Here is a 20,733-nt window from a genome sequence, read left to right on the forward strand (position 1 = left end):
TTCGCGGGGGCGCGGCCCGGGCCGTGCGGCCAGTCGACTGTCGGCCACATTCGGTGTGACGGGCGGCCTTCGGGAGGCTTCAGAGCCCTTGTTCCCGCGACATGGAGGTGATTAGGCTCCGGCTCGCTTTCGCACTTCGTACACACTTTCCACACATGGCGGTCGATTTTCCGGGACGCCAGGTGCTTTCGCATGCCTCGCCGGTCGCCTCCGGCCGTGGGCGCCGGGCGGTCAGGGGGTGGGGGACATCGGCACGTCAGGCCTACCTGGGCACGCCGACGGCGAGTCGCCCGCGCCGACGGCCGTCCCCCTCCGGCAGGGAAGCGGATCCGTCACCGGCAGCCGTCGTGACACGGCCGTGCTGTGGTGGATCAACGCCGTCGACGGCCTCGGCACTCAGGCCTCGGGGCTGGTCCTCCCCCTCCTCCTCCTGGAGCTGGGCCAAGGCCCCGGGACGGCCGGCGCGTTCGCCAGCGCCGCCGCGATCAGCGGCGTGGTGCTGGGGCCGCTGGTCGCCGTACCGGCCGACGGCGGACATCGGCGCACCCTCATGACCGTGTCGGCGGTGACGGCGGCGCTGGCGATGGCCGGGCTCGCCGTCTGCTGCCGCTGGCATCCGCCGCTGTGGGCCCTGCTGGCCCTGGCGTTCACCGAGCGTCTGTGCGCGACGGCGTACGAGGCGGCGGCGCGCGGCGCGCTGTACCGGCTGGCCTCCCGGGAGGACATGCCGCGGGCCGTGGCCGGCGTACAGGCGGGCGATCAGGCGGCGCTGGTGCTGGGCCCCGCGCTGGGCGGCGTCCTGTTCGGCGTGAGCCGCATGCTGCCGTTCGCCGTCGACGCGGTCAGCTATGCCCTGGCGGCCGCGGGCGTCCGGGCGATCCGCGGCCCACTCGACACACCGGCGCTCACCGCGGCGCGGCCCGCCGGCCCGGCCGGGGCGCCCGCCGCCGACGGCGCCGCGCGGCGGCGGGTCTTCACGGGTGCGCTGCGCGCCGGACTGGTCGTGGTGGTCCGCTCCCCCGTGCTGCGGCTGGTGTTCCTGTGGTCGTCGGCGGCGAGCGGGGCGCTCGCCCTGCTCTTCTACACCGCCGTGTTCGTGCTCGGCAGTCGCTCGGGCAGTGCGGTGACCGGAGGGGTGCTCGCCGCGTCCGGGGCGGCGGGACTGGCCGGGTCGCTGGCGGCGGCCCGGGTGGTACGGCGGCTGGGGGCGCACCGCGCGCTGGCCGCGGCCACCTGGCTGCTGCTGCCGCCCTGCGCCGCACTGGCGGTGTCCCAGGAGCCGTGGCTGTGGGCGGTGTGCTTCTCGGCACTGTGCGCGGTGCTGCCCGTGGTCACCGTCGTCCTCGGCTCCGCGGCCGTCCTCGCCGCACCGCAGGAGGCGCAGTCGCGGGCCGGGGCCGTACTGGCCGCCGGTGCCGCGGTGACCGCGGCCGTGGCGCCGGCGTGCGCCGCGGCCCTGGTGGACCGGGGCGGCGACCGGGCCCCGGCGCTGGTCTGCGCCGCCGTGCTCGCCGTACTGGCGCTGCACACCCAGCGGTCCGCGGCCACGGTGCTTCGCCCGTCCGGGTCCGACGGCGGATCCGAACTCCTCGGCCCCGCAGCGGACTCCACCCCGGAAGGACGGTCATGACCGCTCCCGCCTACCAGGTGTTCGTCGCCGCCCTGCCCGACGTGTGCCCCACGGACCGGCGCCGCATGGTCTTCACCGCGGACGCCGCCGGCCGCTGCGAGGTCTTCACCTGGGACGCCGTCACCCGCCGGGCCCAGCAGGTGACGGACAGCCGCGAGGGCACCGCGCATCGCGCGATCGACGCCGACGGGTATGTGTGGTGGTTCGACGAGGACGGGAACGGCGGCGGCCCCGGAGAGGGTGAAGGCCGCTGGTGGTTCCGGCACTTCGACGGCGGCCCGCGGCTGCCGGGGCTGCCCGGGGCGCCGGCCGGGCTCCCCCGCGGGCTGGCCGTGACCGCGGACGGCACGGTCGCCGCCGCCGTGGCCCGCGAACGGCGGACCGTGGTGCTGATGGGCCGGCGAGGTCAGGTCCCCCGCGAGGTGCTGCGCACGGACCGGCCGTACCGGCTGGGCGGCGTCAGCCCGGACGGCGCACTGATCGCGCTGGCCGCGTCCGCCGACGACGCGGTGGCCGTGACGGTCCTCACGCCCGACGGCCGCACCGTGGCCGCCCTGTCCGGCCCCGGACTGTGGTGCCAGGGCTTCTCCACCCTGCCCGGACACCGCGAACTGCTGCTCGTCCGTGATCTCGGCGACCGCTACGCCCTGGCCACGTGGACACAGGAGGAGGGGCTGCGCACCGGGCACTGGTGCGCGTTCGACACCGAGATCAGCGCCCGCTGGTACCCGGACGGCCGGCACGTACTGGTGCGCCAGGACCGCCACGGCCGCTCGCTGCTGCACCGCGTCGACCTCCGGTCCCGGCGGCGCCACCGGCTGCCGACACCGGCGGGCAGTGTGCTGGATGCGGCGCCGAGGGCCTCGGGAGCGGTCGACTACCTGTGGACCGGCACGGCCCATCCGCCCCTCCTGTGCGCCACGGACGGCACCGCCCTGCCCCCGGCCGGCCCCACGGTCCTCGTCCCGGGCCGGCACACCGACCGCTGGACGCCGACGGAGTCGGGCCGCGTGCACTCCCTGCTGAGCCTTCCCGACCCGGCGGGATCGACGCCGCCGCCGGCCGTGTTCCTGGTCCATGGCGGACCGGCCGACCACGACCGTGACGCCTACGACGCCACGGTGCACTCACTGGTGGCCTCGGGCTACGCGGTCGTCCGTGTCAACTACCACGGCTCCACCGGCTACGGGCCACGCTGGCGCAACGCCTTCCCCGCCGGGGTGGGACACACCCAGGTGGCGGACCTCGACGCGGTGCGCGCCGACCTCGTCCGCGAGGGGCTGATCGCCGGTGACGCCACCGCGTTGTGGGGCGTGTCCTGGGGTGCCTACCTGGTGCTGCTCGCCCTCGGCCTGAGCCCCGGGCAGTGGCATGCGGGCATCGCCGTCAAGCCGGTCGCCGACTGGGCGGCCGCGCACCGGGCGACCACCCCGGCGCTACGGGCCCTGGACGTACGGATGTTCGGCGGCACGCCGGACGAGGTGCCCGAACGCTACGCGCGCGCCTCGCCGCTCACCTACGCGTCCTCGGTCACAGCGCCACTGCTCGTCGTCGGCGCGATGCGTGACACCAAGTGCCCTCCCGGGCAGATCCGCGGCTATCTCGGCGCCCTGACCGGCGCGGGTGTGGCGCACGAGGCCATGTGGCTCGACACCGGTCACGACGGCTACGACGGCGCGGCGCACGTCGCGGTCCTGCGCCGCGCGCTGTCCTTCCTGCGCGCGCGGCTGCCCCGGCCGGCGCCCCGCGCCCATGAACGTCCTCCCACAGCGGCGGGAGGGCCCCGGTCCCGCTGAGGCAACAGCGGGACCGGGTGTGCACAGCACCACACCACTCACAGAAGGAGAGGCACCGTGCAGAAGGACATCATCCACAACGACCCGCTCGCGGGCGACGAGCAGAACCGCAGGCCGGGCATCGGCATCACCATCACCGTCCCGTTCCGCAACGCCGACGAGGGCGACGACAACGAGGAGTGACTCCCGGTCCGGCCGGTCCGCGCGTGCGCGGGCCGGCCGGGCTCGCCCGCCCCTTCCGATCGCTGGTTCGCGCGTATCCAAGGAGCCCTCCGTGCGCGTTCTTCTCCTCAACATGCCGTGGTCGCCCATCGATCTGCCCTCGCTGGCCCTGGGCATCCTCAAACGCAGTGTCGACGAGCGCGTCGCGGGCGCGACGTGCGAAGTACTGCACGCCAACCTCGAGTTCACCGACTGGATCACCGACCGTACCGAGTTCTCCGCCGAGGACTACGAGTACTACGCGCTGTCCTCCTACTTCCTCGGCTGCGGCGACTGGGTGTTCTCCAGCGCCCTGTACGACGACCCGCAGTGGATGGACGGCGAGTTCACCGAGGCGATGTCCGGCAGGCTGCGCGCCTCGCGGCTGCGGATGACGCGTGAACTGCACGCGGTCGTCCCTGAGTTCGTCGAGCAGATCGCGCGACGCGTGGTGGACCTCGCCCCCGACGTGGTGGGCATGACGTCCACCTTCCAGCAGAACACCGCCGCGCTGGCGGCGGCCCGGCACATCAAGCGGCTGGACCCGCGCATCGTGACGGTCATGGGCGGCGCCAACTGCGACGCCGAGCAGGGTGCCGCCGTGCACCGCAACTTCCCCTTCGTCGACTTCGTGGTGCGCGGTGAGGGCGAGGACGCCTTCCCCCGGCTGCTGGAGACGCTGCGCGACGGATCGGGGCCCGGCGCACTGGCCGGGATCCCGGGCCTGTGCCACCGCGAGGACGGCACCTCGGTCGCCAACCCGATGCCCACCGGCCCGCTGCCCCCGGCCGCGATCCTGCCCCCCGACTACAGCGGCTACTTCGAGCGCCTCGCCGCCTCCGTGGCACGCAACTGGGTGGAGCCGAAGCTCGTCGTCGAGGGCGCTCGCGGCTGCTGGTGGGGAGAGAAGCACCACTGCACGTTCTGCGGCCTGAACGGCTCCTTCATGCAGTTCCGGAGCAAGAGCCCCGACATCTTCTACCAGGAGATCATGGACCTGGCCGAGCGCCACCGGGTGCTCGACATGTACGTCGTCGACAACATCCTCGACATGCGGTACCTCTCGACCGTGCTGCCCCGGATCATCGAGAGCGGCTACGACCTGCGCATGCACATCGAGATCAAGGCGAACATGCGGCGCCCGCAGCTGCAGACCCTCGCCGACGCCGGGCTCATCTACGTCCAGCCCGGCATCGAGAGCCTCAACAGCAGGGTGCTCGACCTCATGGACAAAGGGGTGAGCGGCTGCCAGAACGTGCGCATGCTGCGGGACGCGGCCGAGACGGGACTGTCGGTGTCCTGGAACTACCTGCACGGCTTCCCCGGTGAGACGGCCGCCGACTACGACCCCGTGATCCGTCAACTGCCCGCGCTGGAACACCTCAACCCGCCGGTCGACCTGTCCGCACGGATCGCCATCGAGCGCTTCAGCCCCTATTTCAACCGACCGGAACTGGGCTTCACCGGACTGCGCCCGGAGGAGCACTACCTGTTCACGTACGACCTGCCGGTTGACGAACTGCACGACATGGCCTACGTGTTCCAGGCACCGGAGCGCGGTGTCGGCGAGGACACGGTGAGCCGGCTGAACGACGCCATCGCCGCGTGGAAGAAGCACCACACCGACGCCCGGCTCACCCACACCGACCTCGGAGACGAGATCCTCCTGGTCAGCCGGCGGCAGTCGTTCGAGTGGCGGACGATGCGCCTGACCGACCCGTTCGGCGTCGCGCTCTTCCGGCTTCTGGACCAGCCGCACTCCCCCACCGCCCTGCACCGCAAGGCGACGCGGGACCGGGCGTTCGCCGACCGCACCCCGCAGGACGTGCAGGAGCTGCTGGACGAGTGGACGGCCCTGGGGGTGACCTTCACGGACGCCGGCCAGTACGTCCACATCGCACCCGCGGCCGTCAACCAGGACCTGCTGCGCCTCGACTACATGAACCACCTGCACGGCCGTTCCGACGCCGAACCTTCCACGCACCCCGTGCCGGCGGCCCGGCCCGCCCCCGCTCCCGCGCTCCCCTGACGCCCGCCGCCGACCGCCACCCCGCTCGCCCGCCCGACGCCGCACCGTCTCCCGGCCGACCACGAGGAGCCGCCATGTCCCCGAGCACACCATCCCCGGCCGTCCTGGCCTGGCGCGACCACGACGCCCAGGCCCGGACGCTGCCGGGCATGTCCCTGGGCCGCGTCCCGCTCGCCCCGGAGCCCGGCGCCGCCGAGCGCCTGTGGTCCATGGGCGCGCGCCGAGCCGAACTGGACAGCCCGGTGGACCTCGTCACGACCGGGCCCGGCCCCGCGCGGGCCGCGATCGACCGGCTCTGCCTGGTCCGTGACCTGACGGCACGGGCCGTCCAGGTGGACTGGGACCTGCGCCTGCCCGCGAGCCACGGCGATGAGACCTGGAAGGTCCTGTCCCACCTCCAGCCGCCCCGCACCATCAGCGGCCTCACCGAGCCCGAGACCGCCCTGCGGGCGTGGCGAACCCGCCACTACCTCTGCAAACTCGTGTGGCGCAAGGGCCCGGGATTCCTGCAGATCCGCGACCGGCGCTGGGGTGATCTGCGTCGCTTCACCGCCGACGACCCGCGCTATCCGGCAGCCGTCGCCCGGCTCGACCGGGGCGCCCACCGCTCGGACATCGCCACGGACATCCTGGAGGAACTCACCGCGGAGCACCTCGTCCTGACAGCCGGTGACCTCGTCTGGTGGCTTCCCTACCGCGTCGCCCGGTGGCTCCAGGAGGCCATGGCCGTCTAGCGCGGCAGCGCACTGACCCGTCGGCGTGACCGCCCATGCGTTCACGACACTAGACTCGGCGCCCGTACACGTGATGATCACTACTGGAAGGGCCCACATGTTTCAGGACGCTCCGATCTACCATCAGCTTGTCGCGGAGCGTGGCGATGTACCTGCGCGGGTTCGTGACGCGGCGACGAGCATATTGCGTGAACTCGACCACGTGATCGGTGCGATGGCGTTGCCCGCCGCCTCACCGAGCCCTCTGCCGTTCCGGCCGTCCGAAGCCGGAGCGCGAGCGGCGCTTCCGCTTCCCAGGTCGTAGGCCGCTCACGGTTCGGGGGTACGGGGCGGATTCCAGTGTGTCCTGCGCACTGGACTGGCGACGCACAAGAGACAGAACAGTGCGGAATCCGCCCTGCCACAACTGCCTTGTGGTGAACGGGTCGTCCCTGAGTGTGCAGAGATCAAGGCCGGCTGCGGCGACGTAAGTGTCCTGGGCCGCTGGACGACACCGGCTCGACGCCGGCGACAGGATTCGAACCTGCGTTGCTCTCTTGACAGGAGAAGTAGCCGCTACCTGCGCACCTGCACAGCAGGACCATAGCGCGGGCCAGTCTGCCGTCGCACATGGGTTTCCGCTGCGGACGGTCGGTTCTGCTGGTCGCGGCGTGCGTGACAGCCCGCCGGGAGATGGCCGATCCCTCCACCGGCGACGGCGAAGATGGATGAATCATCCTCTGGCAGGGGTCTGCACCGGGGCCGTACCGTCGGCAGACCGCTCCGGACTGCCCCTGCCGGCACCGCACACCCCCGCGGCACCGACGGCCGTCCACGATCACCGCGCGACCAGCGCTCCACCGCCGTGACCTCGCTGGAGCACCCGTGACCCCTCAGTCCCCCGATTCCCCCTCCACGCCGCCGCCGTCCCTGACCGAGGTCGAGCCCTACGGCGTCGAGCGCATCCCCGACGCGGACCGCACCGCGTCCGCGCTGGACCTCTTCCGGGTCGCCTTCGGCGGCGCCAACACCTTCTCCACCTGCGTCCTCGGCGCGTTCCCGATCCTGTTCGGGCTGTCGTTCTGGCAGGGACTCGCGGCCACCGTCCTCGGTGTCGTCGCGGGTGCGCTGATCCTGTGCCCGATGGCGGTCTTCGGACCGGTCAACGGCACCAACAACGCCGTCTCCTCGTCCGCGCACCTGGGCGTGCACGGCCGGGTGGTCGGCTCGTTCCTGTCGCTGCTCACGGCGGTCGCCTTCTTCTCCATCTCGGTGTGGAGTTCGGGCGACGCCCTGGTCGGCGGCGCGCACCGGCTGTTCGGCCTGCCGCGCGACACCGCGTCGTTCGTGGTGGCGTACGCCTTGTTCGCCGGGCTGGTGCTGGCCGTATGCGTCTACGGCTTCCGGTTCATGCTGTTCGTCAACAAGATCGCCGTGGCCTCGGCGACCGTGCTGTTCCTGCTCGGCGCGATCGCCTTCGCCGGTGACTTCGACCCGTCCTACGCCGGTGCCTTCACGGCCTCGGCGGACGCCTCGACGCAGTCCCTCTTCTGGCCGTCGTTCATCGGTGCGGCCCTGATCGTGCTGTCCAACCCGGTGTCGTTCGGGGCGTTCCTCGGCGACTGGTCGCGCTACATCCCGGCGAACACGCCCCGCCGCAGGGTGGTGGGCGCCGCGTTCCTCTCCCAGATCGCGACCCTGCTGCCGTTCCTCTTCGGCCTGGCGACCGCGAGCATCATCGCGGCGAAGGCACCGAAGTACCTCGACCCGGCCGCGCCCGACTTCGTCGGCGGGCTGCTGGCGATCTCGCCGGGCTGGTTCTTCCTCCCCGTGTGTCTGCTCGCTCTGATCGGCGGCATGTCGACGGGCACCACCTCGCTGTACGGCACCGGCCTGGACTTCTCGTCGGTGTTCCCGAGGCTGTCCCGCGTGCAGGCGACCCTGCTCGTCGGCGTGTTGTCCATCGCGTTCATCTTCATCGGCCGGTTCGGCCTGGACCTCGTGCAGTCGATCTCGACGTTCGCCACGATGATCATCACGTGCACCACACCGTGGATGGTCGTGATGATGCTCGGCTTCTACACCCGGCGCGGCTGGTACGACCCGGACGCCCTGCAGGTCTTCAACCGCCGTCAGCGCGGCGGCCGTTACTGGTTCTCGCACGGCTGGAACTGGCGCGGGATGACGGCCTGGTGGGTGGCCGCGGTGGTCGGTGTGCTGTTCACCGACATTCCGGGCCAGTTCGTCGGTCCGCTGGGAGATCTGGCGAACGGTGTCGACATCAGTCTGCCGCTGTCGCTCGCCGTGGCGGCGATCCTGTTCCTGTTGCTGCTGCGGCTCTTCCCCGAGCCCCGGGCGGCGTACGGGCCCGAGGGCCCACGGCTGGCCCGTACCGTCGAGGTGGCGGTGCCGCCCATCACCGGTCCCGGGGCTGCGGTGGGCGACGCGGCGACCGTGCTCGCTTCGGACGGCGGCCGGTGAGCGGCTGGCTCGACCTGTCGGTGCCGCTGGTCACCGGGATGCCCGTCTATCCCGGCGACCCGGAGGTCACGGTCTCGCCCGCCCTGCGGGCCCCGGCCGACGGGGTCAACGTCCTGGGCTTGCACCTGGGTTCGCAGTCCGGCACCCACGTCGACGCGCCCTACCACGTCGACGACGCCTGGCCCCGCCTGGACGAGCTGCCCCTGGACCGGTTCGCCGGACCCGCGGTCGTGGCCGACGTCCGGGGGCTGCCGGCCCGGTCGCCCATCACGCCCGGCCTGCTGGCCCCCGCGCTCGCCGCCCTCACGGCGACGCCCGGCGCCCTGCTGCTCCTGGCCACCGGCTGGTCGGCGCACTGGGGCACCGACGCGTACCTCGACCATCCGTGGCTGACGCCCGAGGCCGCCGGGGCGGCGGTGAAGGCCGGCGCCCGGACGGTGGCGGTGGACGCGCTCAGCGTGGACCCTACGCCGCGGCCCGGCGATCCCCCCACCGACGTCGGCCTGCCGGCCCATCGGGTGCTGTGCGGGGCGGGCGGGGTGATCGCCGAGAACCTCACCGGCCTCGACCGGCTGGTGGGCGCGGAGGCGGTGGAGCTGTTCCTGTTCCCGCTCCGGCTCCCCGGGGCGGACGGCGCTCCCGTCCGAGCGGTGGCCCGGATCGTCCGAGCCCGGCGCTCGCCCTGATGCCGGGGCGCCGTGGTGGCCCGTGGGATGACGTTGAGCGGGCAGGACGACGTGCCGCTCGTGGTCCGTACCGATCCGACGACGATCTCGGTAGGCGGCTCGCACAGACGCAGCGGCTTCCCGGCCACGTCCGCGCTGCTGCGCCCGTCGCCGACCGGAGGGGCGCCGCCCAGGTCCTCGTCGTGGGGGACGCCCGCTTCGGTGGGTGCCCGCTGGTGGCCGCCCACTGACCCGGTAGTCGGCCCGTCCGCCCGTCCCGGTGGTGCCCGGTGCCGGCGGACGGGCTCAGGCCACGGCGTCGACCGACGATCCGGACGCGAAGGCGAGGATGTGCGGGACTGCTTCGCGCAGGCTCCCGAAGTGCCGGTGCACGCCCTCCTGTGCGACAGCGGCGTTCACGCCCCACACCGTCATACCGGCACGCAGGCCGGACCGCACTCCGGACGGGGCGTCCTCGATGACCAGGCAGTCTCCCGGCTCGGCACCGAGTCGCGCAGCGGCCCGCAGATACGGAACCGGAGAGGGCTTGCCCTCTTCGACTGCGGCCGCATCGACGATCAGGCCCGGAACCGGCAGGCCCGTCCGCAGGAAACGGCCGCGCACCCGGTGCTCGTAGTTCGAGGTCACCAGCGCCCAGGACCCCGGCGGCAGGCGGCGCAGCACCTCTGCGGCGCCGTCGAAGGCCGCGTAGCGGCCGGACCGGACGTCCTCGTCCTCCAGCTCGTGCAACCGGGCCAGGCACTCGTGCGGATCGTGGCTCCCGGCTACCCGCGCGAACGTTTCGGTGGGCCTGGTCCGCAGGGCCACCCTGTAGACCTCGTCCGGGTCCAGTCCGTAGTGCTCCGCCCACGCTCGCCATACCTGGCGCTGGTTGTCCAGGGCGTCGATCAATGTGCCGTCGACATCGAACAGAACGTATCTCGTCCGGCCGTGCTGCCCGGCTTCGCTCATCACACATCGATCATGCCAGGCGCGCCGGGCAACCTGTGAGGGCACAGCGCAACCCTGAGGTACGGAGCGTCCACCCGCTCGCTCTCGCCGTCCCGTTGGCCGACGCCCGTCGGCCGGCCACGCCCCCGGGCGGATCGCGCCCCCTGTGCTCGGTGCGTGCGAGACTGGGCGGAAGGACGGGCCTGGCGGGAGAGGCGGAGGAGCTGATGGACTGGCGTGAGTTCGCCGAGCGGATGGCGTCGATGGCGCGACAGCTGCTGGCGCAGTCGTCGGTCGCGGATACGTTGACGTCCATCACGTCGTCGGCGACCGAGCTGGTGGAGGGCTGTGACGCGGCCGGCATCCTGATCCTGCACGGACGGAAGGTCCAGTCACTCGCTGCGACCGCCCAGCTGGTCACCGACAGTGACCGACTGCAGGAACGTCTGGGCGAAGGCCCCTGCTTCGACGCCGCCCGCACCCGAGAGGGCGAACGGGTGTTCCGGATCGCCGATTTCACCCAGGAACAGCCCCGTTGGCCCTCCTACGCTCCCCAGGCCCGGAAGCTGGGCGTGGGCAGCATGATGGGGTTCCTGCTGTACACCGACGAAGAGGAGCTCGGCGCGCTGAACCTCTATTCGCACGAGGTCGGCGCGTTCACCGACACCAGCGAGACAGCCGGCTGGCTGCTCGCCTCCCACGCCGCGGTCGCCTTCTCCAGCGCCCGCACCCACGCCCAGATGGAGCAGGCCGTCGCCACCCGCCACATCATCGGCGAGGCCATGGGCATCCTCATGGGCGAACACCGCCTCACCGAGCAGCAGGCCTTCGACGTGCTGCGCCGCTACTCGCAGGAGAAGAACATCAAACTGCGGGAGGTCGCCCGCCGGGTCTGTGAAACGGGCGGCCTGTAGCCGTGCGCACCGTGTGCACCCCGCGAGGTGGGCACCTGAAGGCCACGCCGGGCGGGCCGCCGATCACAGGCGCAGTTCCAGGGTGATGTGCGGGGACAGTGCGCTCAGGAAGTCGGGCGCGTCGAAGAGCTCGCCGGCGGAGGCCACGCCGACCGTCCTGGTCCGGCCGCTGAGGATGCGGGCGACCGCTTCCACCGCGAGCGGCGCGGTGACGGCGTAGATGTCCTGGCCCCGGGCTACGGCGCGCCGTTCGGTGTCGCCGGACCGTACGACGACGTCGACGAGGAAGGTCTGTGCGGAGCGCCCGTGTTCGTCGACCGCGGTGGGGGCCGGCGTGTCCGGGGCCACGACACCGCCGGCCGCTTCGGTCGTCATGTAGGTGCGCACCTCGGGGATGGACAGGTGGCTGGGGATGGTGACGACATCGGCCATCGTGAACTCGCCGATGACGGCCCGCGGGCCCATCGGGTCGGGGAAGGACCAGGTCAGGGTGGGCAGTTGGTCGTCGTGGTACTCCAGTTGCCCGTGCGTGAAGCGGACGCGACGGCCGCCACGCCGATCGGCGGAGACCTTGCCCGCGGCGCGTGTCCCCTCCGTGGGCTCCCAGCTGTTCAGGCCGTACGCGACGTGGGCCTCGTCGGCCACGGTCCACTCGCCCATCGCGGCGGTGGCCATCAGGTCACCGAGGCCGCCGTAGAAGGCCATCGCGGGGACGATCAGGATGCCCGCGTCGTGTGCTCGGTCCGTGAAGTGCGCGAACGTGTCGGCGTTGGCCTCGATCTCGGCCGCCACGTCGACGTAGGGGATGCCGGCGCGCAGGGCTGCTTCGATCACGGGGGCGGCTGTGGTGGCGAAGGGGCCCGCACAGTTGATGACGGCTGCCACCCCGTCCAGCGCGCGGTCGAGTGAGACCGGGTCGTCGACCGACGCGGGCCGGACGTCGAGTCCGGGGTGCCTGTCCGCGAGCGCCTTCAGCTTGTGGACGTCGCGTCCGGCCAGGACCGGGACGAATCCGCGCTCCTGAAGGTGTGTCACCACGAACCGGCCGGTGTGCCCGTACGCGCCGTACACCGTCACCGTCTGCCCCGTTGCCATGACTTCTCTCCCATGCTCCGAACTGATCACCTGCACCCATCCTGGCGTGTTTGAACGGTCAACCATGAGTGTCTGGAACGACATGTGCCGTACAGTTTCGGACATGAAAGCTGTCGCGTTGGCCGTCACCGACGGGATGCTGCACTTCGAACTGTCCGTGGCTCACGAGGTCTTCGGCTCCGCCCCGGACGCGGTCACCGCCTCCTGGTACGACCTCACGGTCTGCGGGCCGGACGTCGTGCCCGTGGGCCGGTTCCAGCTGAAGCCCGACCACGGCCTCGACCACTTGCGGAACGCCGACACCGTGATCGTGCCCGGCTGGGCCGACGTCGAGGCGACCCCGCCGGCCGAACTGGTCGACGCGGTGCGCGCGGCCCACGACGCGGGCGCCCGCGTAGCCTCTCTGTGCACCGGCGCGTTCGTCCTGGCCGAAGCCGGCCTGCTGGACGGGAAGCGCGCCACCACCCACTGGGCGCACACCGACGTCCTGGCCGCCCGTTACCCCGAGACGGAGGTCGACCCGGGCGTCCTCTACGTGGACAACGGCAGCGTCCTCACCTCCGCCGGCAAGGCCGCCGCGCTGGACCTGTGCCTGCACCTGGTCCGCCTCGACCACGGCTCGTCGGTCGCCAACGCCGTCGCCCGCCGCCTGGTCGTCCCGCCACACCGGTCCGGCGGCCAGGCCCAGTTCGTCAGCGCCCCGGTACCCGCCCAGCACGACCACCCGCTCACCGCCCTGTTCCCCTGGATCATGGAGCGGCTCGGCCAACCGCTGACCGTGGAGGACCTGGCCCGCCGGGCCGGGATGAGCTCGCGCCACCTGAGCCGCCATTTCCACGCGGCGACCGGCACCACTCCCCTGCAATGGCTCCTGGCCCAGCGGATCCGGCACGCCCAGGAACTCCTGGAGAAGACCGACGACAGCATCGACACCATCGCGGCGGCCACCGGCATGGGCACCTCCACGACCCTGCGCCGTCACTTCAACCGCACCCTGGGCGTCCCACCGGACGCCTACCGCCGCACTTTCCGCTCACGAACCCACTAGGGCACGGGCCAGGCACTGTCGGTCGGCCCAGCGGCCGTCGTCGCCGGCCCCACCGCACTGATCGCCGCCGCCGCGCGAGGGTCTGAGCTCACGTCTGGTCGCTCACGCGCCGGGCACGGAACGCGGCTGCCTTGACCCGGTTCTGGCAGGCCGTCGAGCAGAACTGGCGGCCGGCGTTGCGGGACGTGTCCACATAGACCCGGTCGCAGCGCGGAGCTGCGCAGACCCCGAGGCGTCCGGCGTAGTCGCCGCCGAGGGCCATGGCGAGGCCGGTGGCGCAGCCGGCGCTCCAGCCGACGGCGTAGGAGTCGTCGGCACCGTGGAAATGGACCTGCCACGGCTCCCCGGGAGCGCGGTCGAGCTGGGGGCGGGCTCCGGTCTCCCGCAGCAGCACGTTGAGGGCGGGAGCCGCGTCGTCGAGACGGTCGGCGGCCACGGCCTCGAACACGGTGCGCAGGGCGCGGGCGGTGCCGGCCAACCGGTCGGCCTCGGCGAGTTCCAGGTCTGCGCCGGCGGACAGCGCCGCACGGACCGCCCCGACCCGCTCGGCGCCCTCGGGGGCGAGGTAACGACGGCCGCGGGCCTCACCGTCGGTCAGCGCGTTGACGAGCGCCACCGAGGCGTCGAGCAGAGTACGCATGTGACTGTCGAACAACACTTGACCAGTTACCTTTCGCCTGCCTACGGTACCCGTCACCGACAATAGACGATTCACCAGTGACAGGAGGGCGCTGTGCTGCGCTCCGAACCGCTGCCCCGTACCGTCCGCCTGCTACTGCTCGCCCGGGTCGTCAACCGGCTCGGAGCCTTCTCGCTGCCTTTTCTCACCGCACTGATCTGCGCCGACCACGGCGCTCGCCCGACCACCGCCGGGCTGGTCGGCGCCGCCTTCGGAGTCGCGACGATCCCCTCGCGGCTGGCCGGTGGAGGACTGGCCGACAGGATCGGCCGGCGCACGACCGTCGTACTCGGGCTCTGCGCATGCGCCGCGGCGCAACTGTTGATCGCGGCCTCCTCGTCGCTCACCTGGGCGCTCGTCGGAGCGGTGCTGCTCGGGCTGGCCTTCGAGCTCTACGAGCCGCCGAGCCAGGCGATCATCGGCGGGTCCGTGCCGGAGCGCCAACGGGTGCGCGCGTTCAGCCTGTTCAGCGCCGCGCTCGCGGCGGGCGGCATCGGCGCCGGACTGCTCGCCGCCCTGCTCGGGCGCTGGGATCTGCGCTGGCTCTTCGTCACCGACGCCGCGACGTGTCTGGCCTGCGCGCTCCTGATTCGGCTGGCTCTTCCCCACGACCGTCCGGCACCGCGCACAGCGGACCGGGCCAACACCACCGTGCGGCCGCTGCGGGACCGAGCCCTGTTGAGCGTCCTGGCCACTGGCACCGGCTACGCGCTGATCAACCAGCAGACCGTGATGACCCTGCCGCTCGCGCTCGCGCGGCAGGGCCTGCCCACCGCCGACACCGGGCTGCTGTTCACCGCCGGCGCGGCCACCACCGTGCTCGCCCAGCCGCTGGTCCGGCTGTCCTGGGTGAGCCGGCTCACGACACCCGTCGCGCTCGCTCTGGCCCATCTCCTGCTGGCAGCGGGGCTGACCGGGTACGCCCTCGCCCGCACGCTGCCGATGCTGCTCGTCTCGGCCGTCGTGTGCGGTCTCGGCGACCTGCTGGTCATGAGCCGTGTCTACGCACTCGTCACCGCCCTCGCACCGCCCGGCGGAAGCGGCCGCTACCTGGCCGTGTTCGGTACCAGCTGGGGCGTCGCCGCTACGCTCGCACCCATCGTCGGCACCCAGCTGCTCGCCCGCGCAGGGACGACCACGCTGTGGTCCACGATGGCCGCACTCTGCCTGCTGCTCGCCGCGCTGCACCGGCGGGTGACACCCGAGGCGCCCGGTCTCCGCAACGCCGCGAACACGGTTCGCCGCAGCGTTCCGGGCGCTGCGTAGCAGCTGCTCGCGGACCGGTGCTGTCGCTGCTCACGAACATCGGACACCGAACGAGCTGCCCTCGGTGCGTGCGCGCCGCTCACATGCAGGGGACGTTGGCGTAGCCCGGGTAGAAGTAGCGCCCGGCGGGACCGGCGCTGTGGACGCAACGGTCGAAGGTGTGGCTCTGGGGCTTGGGGCTCTCGGTGGCGGCGGTCGCGACCGGAGCGACGAAGGCGATCACCCCGAGGACCACCGCCGCCACCACCGATTTCTTGCCCGGACTGCACCTCTGGAACGTCTTCATTGCCGCCCTCCTTCGGGCCGAGACGGGAGCGCCGCGCGAATCACAGGGCGACGGAGCGACGCTCACATTCCGGACATCGTCATATGCCACAGACATGACGTCAATACCCGATATCCGGACATTCGCCGCGAATGTGCGATCGCTCGTCCGGGCACGGGAGACGACGCATGTGGATCCGCGCTCACGTGGCGTGATGATGCCGCACGGAACGTGAGCGGGCCGCTGCGGATGCCGACGGTGCGTTCAGGCCTGTATCACGAGTCCGGGGCGGTGGCGCCGCATCGCGTCCAGGATCGCCTCAGGCGGCACCGGCAAGGTGTTCGTGGCCATGTTGGCCGGACCGAAACCGAGCCGTGCGTTCATGGACGCGGTGCTGCGGACGAGCTTGGGCGCTCGGGCCAGATAGGCGTCCGGGTCGTGCAGCACCAGCTCGATGAACCGCTGCGAGGTGTTGCGTACCCGCTGCTCGCGTATGCGCACGGCGGCTATCTCGTCCCAGCCGAACCGGCCCAGCCTCTCGTGGTCCACTCCCGCGTCGTCCAGCACCAGCTCCGGCCGGTCGCGGAGCAGGCGCTGGATGATGATCACCGAGCAGCACCCGAAGAAGGGCACGGCGAGCACACCCGCCACGGTCATCTTCACAGTGCTGTGGACGACCAGGAAGACGATGCCCAGAGCGACGAAGACCAGAGAGCCGGCCAGCATGGCCCACACACGCCCCTTGGCGAGCGGGTAGACCGTCGGGGGCAGCGGAACACCGTTTTCGATCACGGGCTCAGACGATAGGACCAGAGCCCTCATCAGCGGAAGCCCTTTCGCGGGCCGTCTGGTGCCGTGGCCGTCCCGTCAGCCCTGTACGGATGCGCCGAGGCCTCTACGCCTTACTCGACGGCGGCCGCCGCCTGCCATGCGCCGGGACGTTTGCCTGTCGCCTTCTGGAAGAACACCGAGAAGTTGGATGCGTCGGGGAAGCCCAACGCGTCGGCGCAGCGGGTCGCGGTGAGGCGGTCGTGCACGAGGAGTCGTTTGGCTTCGAGGATGATTCGGTCGACGATGTAGGCCTTCGCGGTCCGGCCGGTGGTCTGCTGCACTGCTCGTGAGAGGGTGCGGGGCGCGTATCCCAGTGTTCGGGCGTAGTAGCCGGCGTCGTGGTGTTCTCGGAAGTGCGCTTCGACGCTTGAGCGGAACAACCGGAACACCGGGTGCGTCGACCGTGCCTCGGTATGCGGCGGCCGCAGCCGGGCAATGAGCGCGGAGAGCAGGATCTCGGGCAGCTCCGTCGAGCACTCCCCCGGTGGGGCGGACGCCTCCAGGAGGAGATGGTTGCGCGCGGCGTCGACGAACGGCCAGTCGGCGTCGGGAATGCCCCAGTGGGCGACCAGGTCCGGGGACGCGACGAGTTCCCGGGTGGCGTGGGTGACCGGCGCAGTCGGCACGAACAGCACGAGGTGCCCTGTCACACCGGCGATGTCGTCCCATCGGTGCACCGCGCCCGGAGGGACCCACACCGCAGACCGCTCCTTGAGTGGGTGGTGGAGGAAGTCGACCGTGATCAGGCCGCGCCCGTCGTCGATGACGGCGAGCACGTGGAAGTCGGCACGCTGCGTGCCGGCGTCGTTCAGCTCGCGCAGGCGCTCGAACGTCATCGTCTCGACGGCGGCGGCGCAGCGGCCCGCGGGCCGATAGGTCATCTGCCGGATCACACGCACGTGTCCAGTTTTCACCATCAGGCGACCAGTCGCACCGATGTCCTGTGAGAGCGGAGAAGTTTGAATGACGCACAGGGTTATAGCCCGGACCACTGAACTGGAGAGTCACGATGACCACGACGCAGCAACCGCTCCTGCCCACTTACGACCATCGGCGGGGAACCGGATCGACCCTGGTGTTCCTGCACTACTGGGGTGGCTCCGCCCGTACCTGGGACCTCGTCGTCGACCGCCTCGCCGGCCGTGATGTGCTCACGGCCGACTTCCGTGGGTGGAGCCGGTCGAACGGGCTGCCCGGCCCCTACACGCTCGGTCAACTCGCCGACGACACGCTCGCCGTGCTCACCGACGCGGGCGTGAGCGACTACTTCCTGGTCGGGCACTCGATGGGCGGCAAGGTCGCGCAGCTGGTCGCGGCGATGCGGCCCGTCGGCCTGCGCGGCATCGTCCTCGTCGGCTCCGGTCCGGCGAAGCCCGCCGCACAGATCACCCCTGAGTACCAGGAAGTCCTTTCCCACGCCTACGACTCGGACGAGTCCGTGGCCGGGGCGCGGGACCACGTCCTGACCGCGTCGGAGCTGCCCGCGTCGGTCAAGGCGCGGATCGTGACCGATTCGCGGGCCGGCGCCGACGCCGCCCGCACCGAATGGCCGCTGCGCGGCATCGCGCAGGACATCACCGCGCACACCCGGATGGTCAGCGTTCCCGCACTCGTCGTCGCCGGAGACAACGACCAGGTCGAGCCCGTCGATGTGTTGCGCGACAACCTGGTGCCCTACCTCTCCCAGGCCGACTTCATGGTGATCCCGAACACCGGCCACCTGATTCCGCTGGAAGCTCCCGGCGACCTCGTGGAGGCCATCACGGCCTTCGCACCGGCAGCCTGACGATCCGCACGACCAGGCGACCCCATCCTCGGTTTTCCTTCCTGGCGCTCCGCGCCAACGATGTGGCACGGCTCGCCAACGCGATGCGTGCCGCGTACTCCGACACTGGGTGGGCCTGGAGCCCGTCGGCGTCCGCCGCACCACGGAACACCGACGTCGCCGCGGTGAACGCCGGGCTCACGACGCGACCGGTGCCTCAACGGACGCACCGAGACCGCACAAGTGCCCACAAGGAAACTCAGTAGAGGCTCAGCGAAGAGGAGTCAGTATGCGCACGTCCAGGAAGTTCGGAGCCATTGCCGGCGGCATCGTGCTGACCGGCGGTCTGCTGGCCGCAAGCGCAGGTGCTGCCGGTGCGACTCAGGCCGCGCCGCAGGCGGCGTCGGACTGCCCGTCGGGCTGGTTCTGCGTCTGGTCCGGGCAGAACTACACCGGCCACATGCAGAAGGTCGCGGGGAACAACGCGGACCTCACCAAGTACTCGGTCTTCCAGCACTTCCGCTCGTACTACAACCACGGGAAGTCCTGTGACTTCGAGGGGTTCTCGGAGAAGAACTACCACGGATCCAGCGGAGTCGCCGCGCGGGGAGACAAGGGGACCGGCAGCACGCCCGGCTGGGTGAAGTCCAACAAGTGGGTCAACTGCGGCTGACCAGCGACCAGCCCAACGCAGGTACGCAGCGCCCTCGGCCGTGCCGGGGGCGCCGGCATGACCCGTCCCGACTCCGGTCTCGACAAGTCGGAATGGCACACACGAGCCGCAACACTCCTGCACCACCTTGCCGGAGGCTGTCAAGACGAAAATGCGCAGCAGGAGGAACAACCTGCCGCATTCTCCGTACTATCTCTACCTCAGGGCACCCGAAGCAGCTGCAACCCTCCATCAGGCAGCGCTGCCACAAGCCGAGGAAGAGTGAGCCACATGCCCGAAAGCACCGCGTCCGTCTCCGAACTCGCTTCGCAGTACATCGCCCAAGTGAGCAGTGACCTCGAACGCAACATCAAGGAGCAGGACCGCCTCCGCGAAGAAATCAGCGCGCTGGAAACGCAGTTGGCCGCCCTGCGGCGCGACCACGCGGTGCTGACGAACGTCCAGCAGGCGCTCGACGGACCAGCGGCGCCGACTGAGCCCGTCGCCGGCGTCGACGGCACCGCACCATCCCCCCGCAAGCCCGCCGCCAGGCCAGCGGCAGGAAAACAAGCACGTGCCCGCAAGTCCCCCACGGGGCCGGGCCGCACGGCGGCCCGGAAGCCCGCCGCCAAACACACCAAGAAGCCGGACGCGGCCGCGAAGACGGCCAAGCCCACCTTGGTCGACCTGGTGCGCAGCCACCTCGCCCAGCAGAGCGAACCCCGCTCCGCCGCAGAAGTCACCACCGCGCTCGCCGAGGCCTACCCCGAACGCGGGACCAAGGCCGCCGTCGTACGGACCACCCTCGAAGGGCTCGTGGCCAAGAACCTCGCCCAGCGCACCAAGCAGGGCTCCTCGGTCTTCTACACCACCTCCGACGCCCCGCAGCAGGGTGCCCAGGCCGAATGACGTGCTGCCCCTGCCCTGCCCCGCTCCGGCCGGCCAGCCGGCGGGTTCGGCGATGCCCGGGGGCCTCCCGCTTCAGCCATGTCGCCACCGACCCTCGTTCAACACCTGTCAGTTCGGGCGCCCGCCGAACTGCCAGTTGTGCACCTCGATGTCGTCGTAATGGTCCGGGACCAGGACGGCGCGTGCCGTGTCCGGGTCCGGCGCACGGACCAACGCTGCCGTGCCCAGCCAGTTGGCGCCGTCGTCGGACGACAACGGCCCGTAGGCGATCAGTTCACCCTGGTCGGACGGCACCGTGAGGTCGGTGGCCTGTTCCGTGCCGAGGCCGAGCACCAGATACCGGCTGCCCCCGGTCCGGCCGCCGGGGAAGTCCCACATGGTGCGCCCCAGCATGTTGCGCCACCGTCGCAGCAGCACGTCACGGTAGACGCCGGCTTGATAGTTCGGCTCGTCGAAGGCGAACGCGCGGGCAGCGGCGGGATCGGGCAGGTCGAGGATGTGCACGCTGCCGGTGGGTGTGTCGCCGTCGGCGGCGAGGGTCGGGCCCCGGGCGATCATTTCCTTGGCATACCGGTCCATGTAGGACCAATGCTCTTCCAGCAGCTCATCGCGTAGTGGCAGAGATCCGGGCCGGTCACGGTGGTAGCACAGGAATTCCATGCCCAAGGATCTCTCCGCGGAGGCGACCAGGTCGAACGGATTTCACGGCGCCGCAGTCGGCTCAGTAGGCCTGGTCAGTACTGCCAGGGGCCTGGTCAGTAGGCGGAGTTGACGTTGTCGATGGAGCCGTAGCGGTGTGCGGCGTAGTTGGCGGCGGCGGTGATGTTGGCCACCGGGTCGGTG

At 71.4% G+C, this 20,733-nt stretch carries 20 protein-coding genes and 1 tRNA gene; 13 read left to right on the top strand and 8 right to left on the bottom strand.

All coding sequences use genetic code 11. From position 1 onward, the window contains the following. Window positions 1-238: 238 nt before the first annotated feature. From AB0N17_RS37560 to AB0N17_RS37580, 5 genes are all read left to right on the top strand, one after another. Window positions 239-1,630, top strand: a complete 1,392-nt coding sequence (locus AB0N17_RS37560) for an MFS transporter (protein ID WP_366016143.1) — start codon at window positions 239-241, stop codon at window positions 1,628-1,630. Continuing rightward, on the top strand, window positions 1,627-3,426 hold the full coding sequence (locus AB0N17_RS37565; protein ID WP_366016144.1) for an alpha/beta fold hydrolase: 1,800 nt from the start codon (window positions 1,627-1,629) through the stop codon (window positions 3,424-3,426). The genes AB0N17_RS37560 and AB0N17_RS37565 overlap by 4 nt, the downstream gene beginning before the upstream one ends. A gap of 57 nt (window positions 3,427-3,483) precedes the next feature. Further along, on the top strand, window positions 3,484-3,609 hold the full coding sequence (locus AB0N17_RS37570) for a hypothetical protein (protein ID WP_353603442.1): 126 nt from the start codon (window positions 3,484-3,486) through the stop codon (window positions 3,607-3,609). Between the two features lie 91 nt (window positions 3,610-3,700). Next, a complete protein-coding gene (locus AB0N17_RS37575; protein WP_366016145.1) occupies window positions 3,701-5,656 on the top strand; it encodes a RiPP maturation radical SAM C-methyltransferase in 1,956 nt (651 codons plus the stop codon). A 74-nt stretch (window positions 5,657-5,730) separates the two neighbouring features. Further along, on the top strand, window positions 5,731-6,390 hold the full coding sequence (locus tag AB0N17_RS37580; RefSeq protein ID WP_366016146.1) for a DUF5825 family protein: 660 nt from the start codon (window positions 5,731-5,733) through the stop codon (window positions 6,388-6,390). 502 nt (window positions 6,391-6,892) lie between these two features. Here AB0N17_RS37580 and AB0N17_RS37585 read toward each other — a convergent pair. Continuing rightward, window positions 6,893-6,961, bottom strand: a tRNA-Ser gene (locus AB0N17_RS37585). Window positions 6,962-7,254: 293 nt separating this feature from the next. Here AB0N17_RS37585 and AB0N17_RS37590 point away from each other — a divergent pair. Next, complete coding sequence (locus AB0N17_RS37590; protein WP_366016147.1) at window positions 7,255-8,850, top strand: cytosine permease; 1,596 nt, start codon at window positions 7,255-7,257, stop codon at window positions 8,848-8,850. Continuing rightward, window positions 8,847-9,536, top strand: a complete 690-nt coding sequence (locus tag AB0N17_RS37595) for a cyclase family protein (protein ID WP_366016148.1) — start codon at window positions 8,847-8,849, stop codon at window positions 9,534-9,536. The genes AB0N17_RS37590 and AB0N17_RS37595 overlap by 4 nt, the downstream gene beginning before the upstream one ends. Before the next feature lie 285 nt (window positions 9,537-9,821). On the opposite strand, the gene AB0N17_RS37600 is transcribed toward AB0N17_RS37595, so the two are convergent. Beyond that, window positions 9,822-10,487 carry an HAD-IA family hydrolase gene (locus tag AB0N17_RS37600; RefSeq protein WP_366016149.1) on the bottom strand — a complete coding sequence of 222 codons (666 nt, stop codon included), beginning with the start codon at window positions 10,485-10,487 and terminating at the stop codon, window positions 9,822-9,824. Window positions 10,488-10,693: 206 nt separating this feature from the next. Here AB0N17_RS37600 and AB0N17_RS37605 point away from each other — a divergent pair, with 206 nt between their 5' ends. Further along, window positions 10,694-11,380: a GAF and ANTAR domain-containing protein gene (locus AB0N17_RS37605; protein ID WP_366016150.1), complete on the top strand. Its 687-nt coding sequence runs from the start codon at window positions 10,694-10,696 to the stop codon at window positions 11,378-11,380. Between the two features lie 63 nt (window positions 11,381-11,443). Here AB0N17_RS37605 and AB0N17_RS37610 read toward each other — a convergent pair whose 3' ends face one another. Further along, entirely contained in the window at window positions 11,444-12,475 is a 1,032-nt protein-coding gene (locus AB0N17_RS37610; protein WP_366016151.1) for a saccharopine dehydrogenase NADP-binding domain-containing protein, read from the bottom strand. Window positions 12,476-12,578: 103 nt separating this feature from the next. On the opposite strand from AB0N17_RS37610, the gene AB0N17_RS37615 reads away from it, so the two are divergent. Beyond that, window positions 12,579-13,523 carry a helix-turn-helix domain-containing protein gene (locus AB0N17_RS37615; RefSeq protein ID WP_366016152.1) on the top strand — a complete coding sequence of 315 codons (945 nt, stop codon included), beginning with the start codon at window positions 12,579-12,581 and terminating at the stop codon, window positions 13,521-13,523. 88 nt (window positions 13,524-13,611) lie between these two features. On the opposite strand, the gene AB0N17_RS37620 is transcribed toward AB0N17_RS37615, so the two are convergent. Continuing rightward, window positions 13,612-14,163, bottom strand: coding sequence for a CGNR zinc finger domain-containing protein (locus tag AB0N17_RS37620; protein WP_366016153.1), 552 nt, complete (start codon window positions 14,161-14,163; stop codon window positions 13,612-13,614). 93 nt (window positions 14,164-14,256) lie between these two features. On the opposite strand from AB0N17_RS37620, the gene AB0N17_RS37625 reads away from it, so the two are divergent. Next, window positions 14,257-15,468, top strand: coding sequence for an MFS transporter (locus AB0N17_RS37625; RefSeq protein ID WP_366016154.1), 1,212 nt, complete (start codon window positions 14,257-14,259; stop codon window positions 15,466-15,468). 79 nt (window positions 15,469-15,547) lie between these two features. On the opposite strand, the gene AB0N17_RS37630 is transcribed toward AB0N17_RS37625, so the two are convergent. From AB0N17_RS37630 to AB0N17_RS37640, 3 genes are all read right to left on the bottom strand, one after another. After that, the gene (locus AB0N17_RS37630; protein ID WP_366016155.1) at window positions 15,548-15,754 is read right to left on the bottom strand and encodes a hypothetical protein; all 207 of its coding nucleotides are present in this window, start codon (window positions 15,752-15,754) and stop codon (window positions 15,548-15,550) included. Between the two features lie 243 nt (window positions 15,755-15,997). Then, the gene (locus AB0N17_RS37635; protein ID WP_366016156.1) at window positions 15,998-16,525 is read right to left on the bottom strand and encodes an STM3941 family protein; all 528 of its coding nucleotides are present in this window, start codon (window positions 16,523-16,525) and stop codon (window positions 15,998-16,000) included. Between the two features lie 110 nt (window positions 16,526-16,635). Then, window positions 16,636-17,481, bottom strand: coding sequence for an AraC family transcriptional regulator (locus AB0N17_RS37640; RefSeq protein ID WP_366016157.1), 846 nt, complete (start codon window positions 17,479-17,481; stop codon window positions 16,636-16,638). A gap of 92 nt (window positions 17,482-17,573) precedes the next feature. Here AB0N17_RS37640 and AB0N17_RS37645 point away from each other — a divergent pair, with 92 nt between their 5' ends. The 3 genes from AB0N17_RS37645 to AB0N17_RS37655 all read left to right on the top strand — a co-directional run bounded on the left by AB0N17_RS37645 (window position 17,574) and on the right by AB0N17_RS37655 (window position 19,890). Beyond that, on the top strand, window positions 17,574-18,350 hold the full coding sequence (locus tag AB0N17_RS37645) for an alpha/beta hydrolase (protein WP_366016158.1): 777 nt from the start codon (window positions 17,574-17,576) through the stop codon (window positions 18,348-18,350). 268 nt (window positions 18,351-18,618) lie between these two features. Further along, window positions 18,619-19,002, top strand: coding sequence for a peptidase inhibitor family I36 protein (locus tag AB0N17_RS37650; RefSeq protein ID WP_366016159.1), 384 nt, complete (start codon window positions 18,619-18,621; stop codon window positions 19,000-19,002). 270 nt (window positions 19,003-19,272) lie between these two features. Continuing rightward, the gene (locus AB0N17_RS37655) at window positions 19,273-19,890 is read left to right on the top strand and encodes a hypothetical protein (protein WP_366016160.1); all 618 of its coding nucleotides are present in this window, start codon (window positions 19,273-19,275) and stop codon (window positions 19,888-19,890) included. A gap of 108 nt (window positions 19,891-19,998) precedes the next feature. On the opposite strand, the gene AB0N17_RS37660 is transcribed toward AB0N17_RS37655, so the two are convergent. Further along, a complete protein-coding gene (locus AB0N17_RS37660) occupies window positions 19,999-20,550 on the bottom strand; it encodes a YciI family protein (protein ID WP_366016161.1) in 552 nt (183 codons plus the stop codon). Window positions 20,551-20,733: the final 183 nt, after the last annotated feature.

Origin of the sequence: Streptomyces sp. NPDC051133, from assembly GCF_040682635.1 — a bacterium.
GTDB lineage: Bacteria > Actinomycetota > Actinomycetes > Streptomycetales > Streptomycetaceae > Streptomyces.

Bases quoted from the DNA above. Each gene is read 5' to 3' on its own strand.
- AB0N17_RS37650 (WP_366016159.1), top strand. From the start codon at position 18,619: ATGCGCACGTCCAGGAAGTTCGGAGCCATTGCCGGCGGCATCGTGCTG.
- AB0N17_RS37605 (WP_366016150.1), top strand. From the start codon at position 10,694: ATGGACTGGCGTGAGTTCGCCGAGCGGATGGCGTCGATGGCGCGACAG.
- AB0N17_RS37600 (WP_366016149.1), bottom strand. From the start codon at position 10,487: ATGAGCGAAGCCGGGCAGCACGGCCGGACGAGATACGTTCTGTTCGAT.
- AB0N17_RS37615 (WP_366016152.1), top strand. From the start codon at position 12,579: ATGAAAGCTGTCGCGTTGGCCGTCACCGACGGGATGCTGCACTTCGAA.
- AB0N17_RS37620 (WP_366016153.1), bottom strand. From the start codon at position 14,163: ATGCGTACTCTGCTCGACGCCTCGGTGGCGCTCGTCAACGCGCTGACC.
- AB0N17_RS37645 (WP_366016158.1), top strand. From the start codon at position 17,574: ATGACCACGACGCAGCAACCGCTCCTGCCCACTTACGACCATCGGCGG.
- AB0N17_RS37565 (WP_366016144.1), top strand. From the start codon at position 1,627: ATGACCGCTCCCGCCTACCAGGTGTTCGTCGCCGCCCTGCCCGACGTG.
- AB0N17_RS37655 (WP_366016160.1), top strand. From the start codon at position 19,273: ATGCCCGAAAGCACCGCGTCCGTCTCCGAACTCGCTTCGCAGTACATC.
- AB0N17_RS37630 (WP_366016155.1), bottom strand. From the start codon at position 15,754: ATGAAGACGTTCCAGAGGTGCAGTCCGGGCAAGAAATCGGTGGTGGCG.
- AB0N17_RS37580 (WP_366016146.1), top strand. From the start codon at position 5,731: ATGTCCCCGAGCACACCATCCCCGGCCGTCCTGGCCTGGCGCGACCAC.
- AB0N17_RS37640 (WP_366016157.1), bottom strand. From the start codon at position 17,481: ATGGTGAAAACTGGACACGTGCGTGTGATCCGGCAGATGACCTATCGG.
- AB0N17_RS37610 (WP_366016151.1), bottom strand. From the start codon at position 12,475: ATGGCAACGGGGCAGACGGTGACGGTGTACGGCGCGTACGGGCACACC.
- AB0N17_RS37660 (WP_366016161.1), bottom strand. From the start codon at position 20,550: ATGGAATTCCTGTGCTACCACCGTGACCGGCCCGGATCTCTGCCACTA.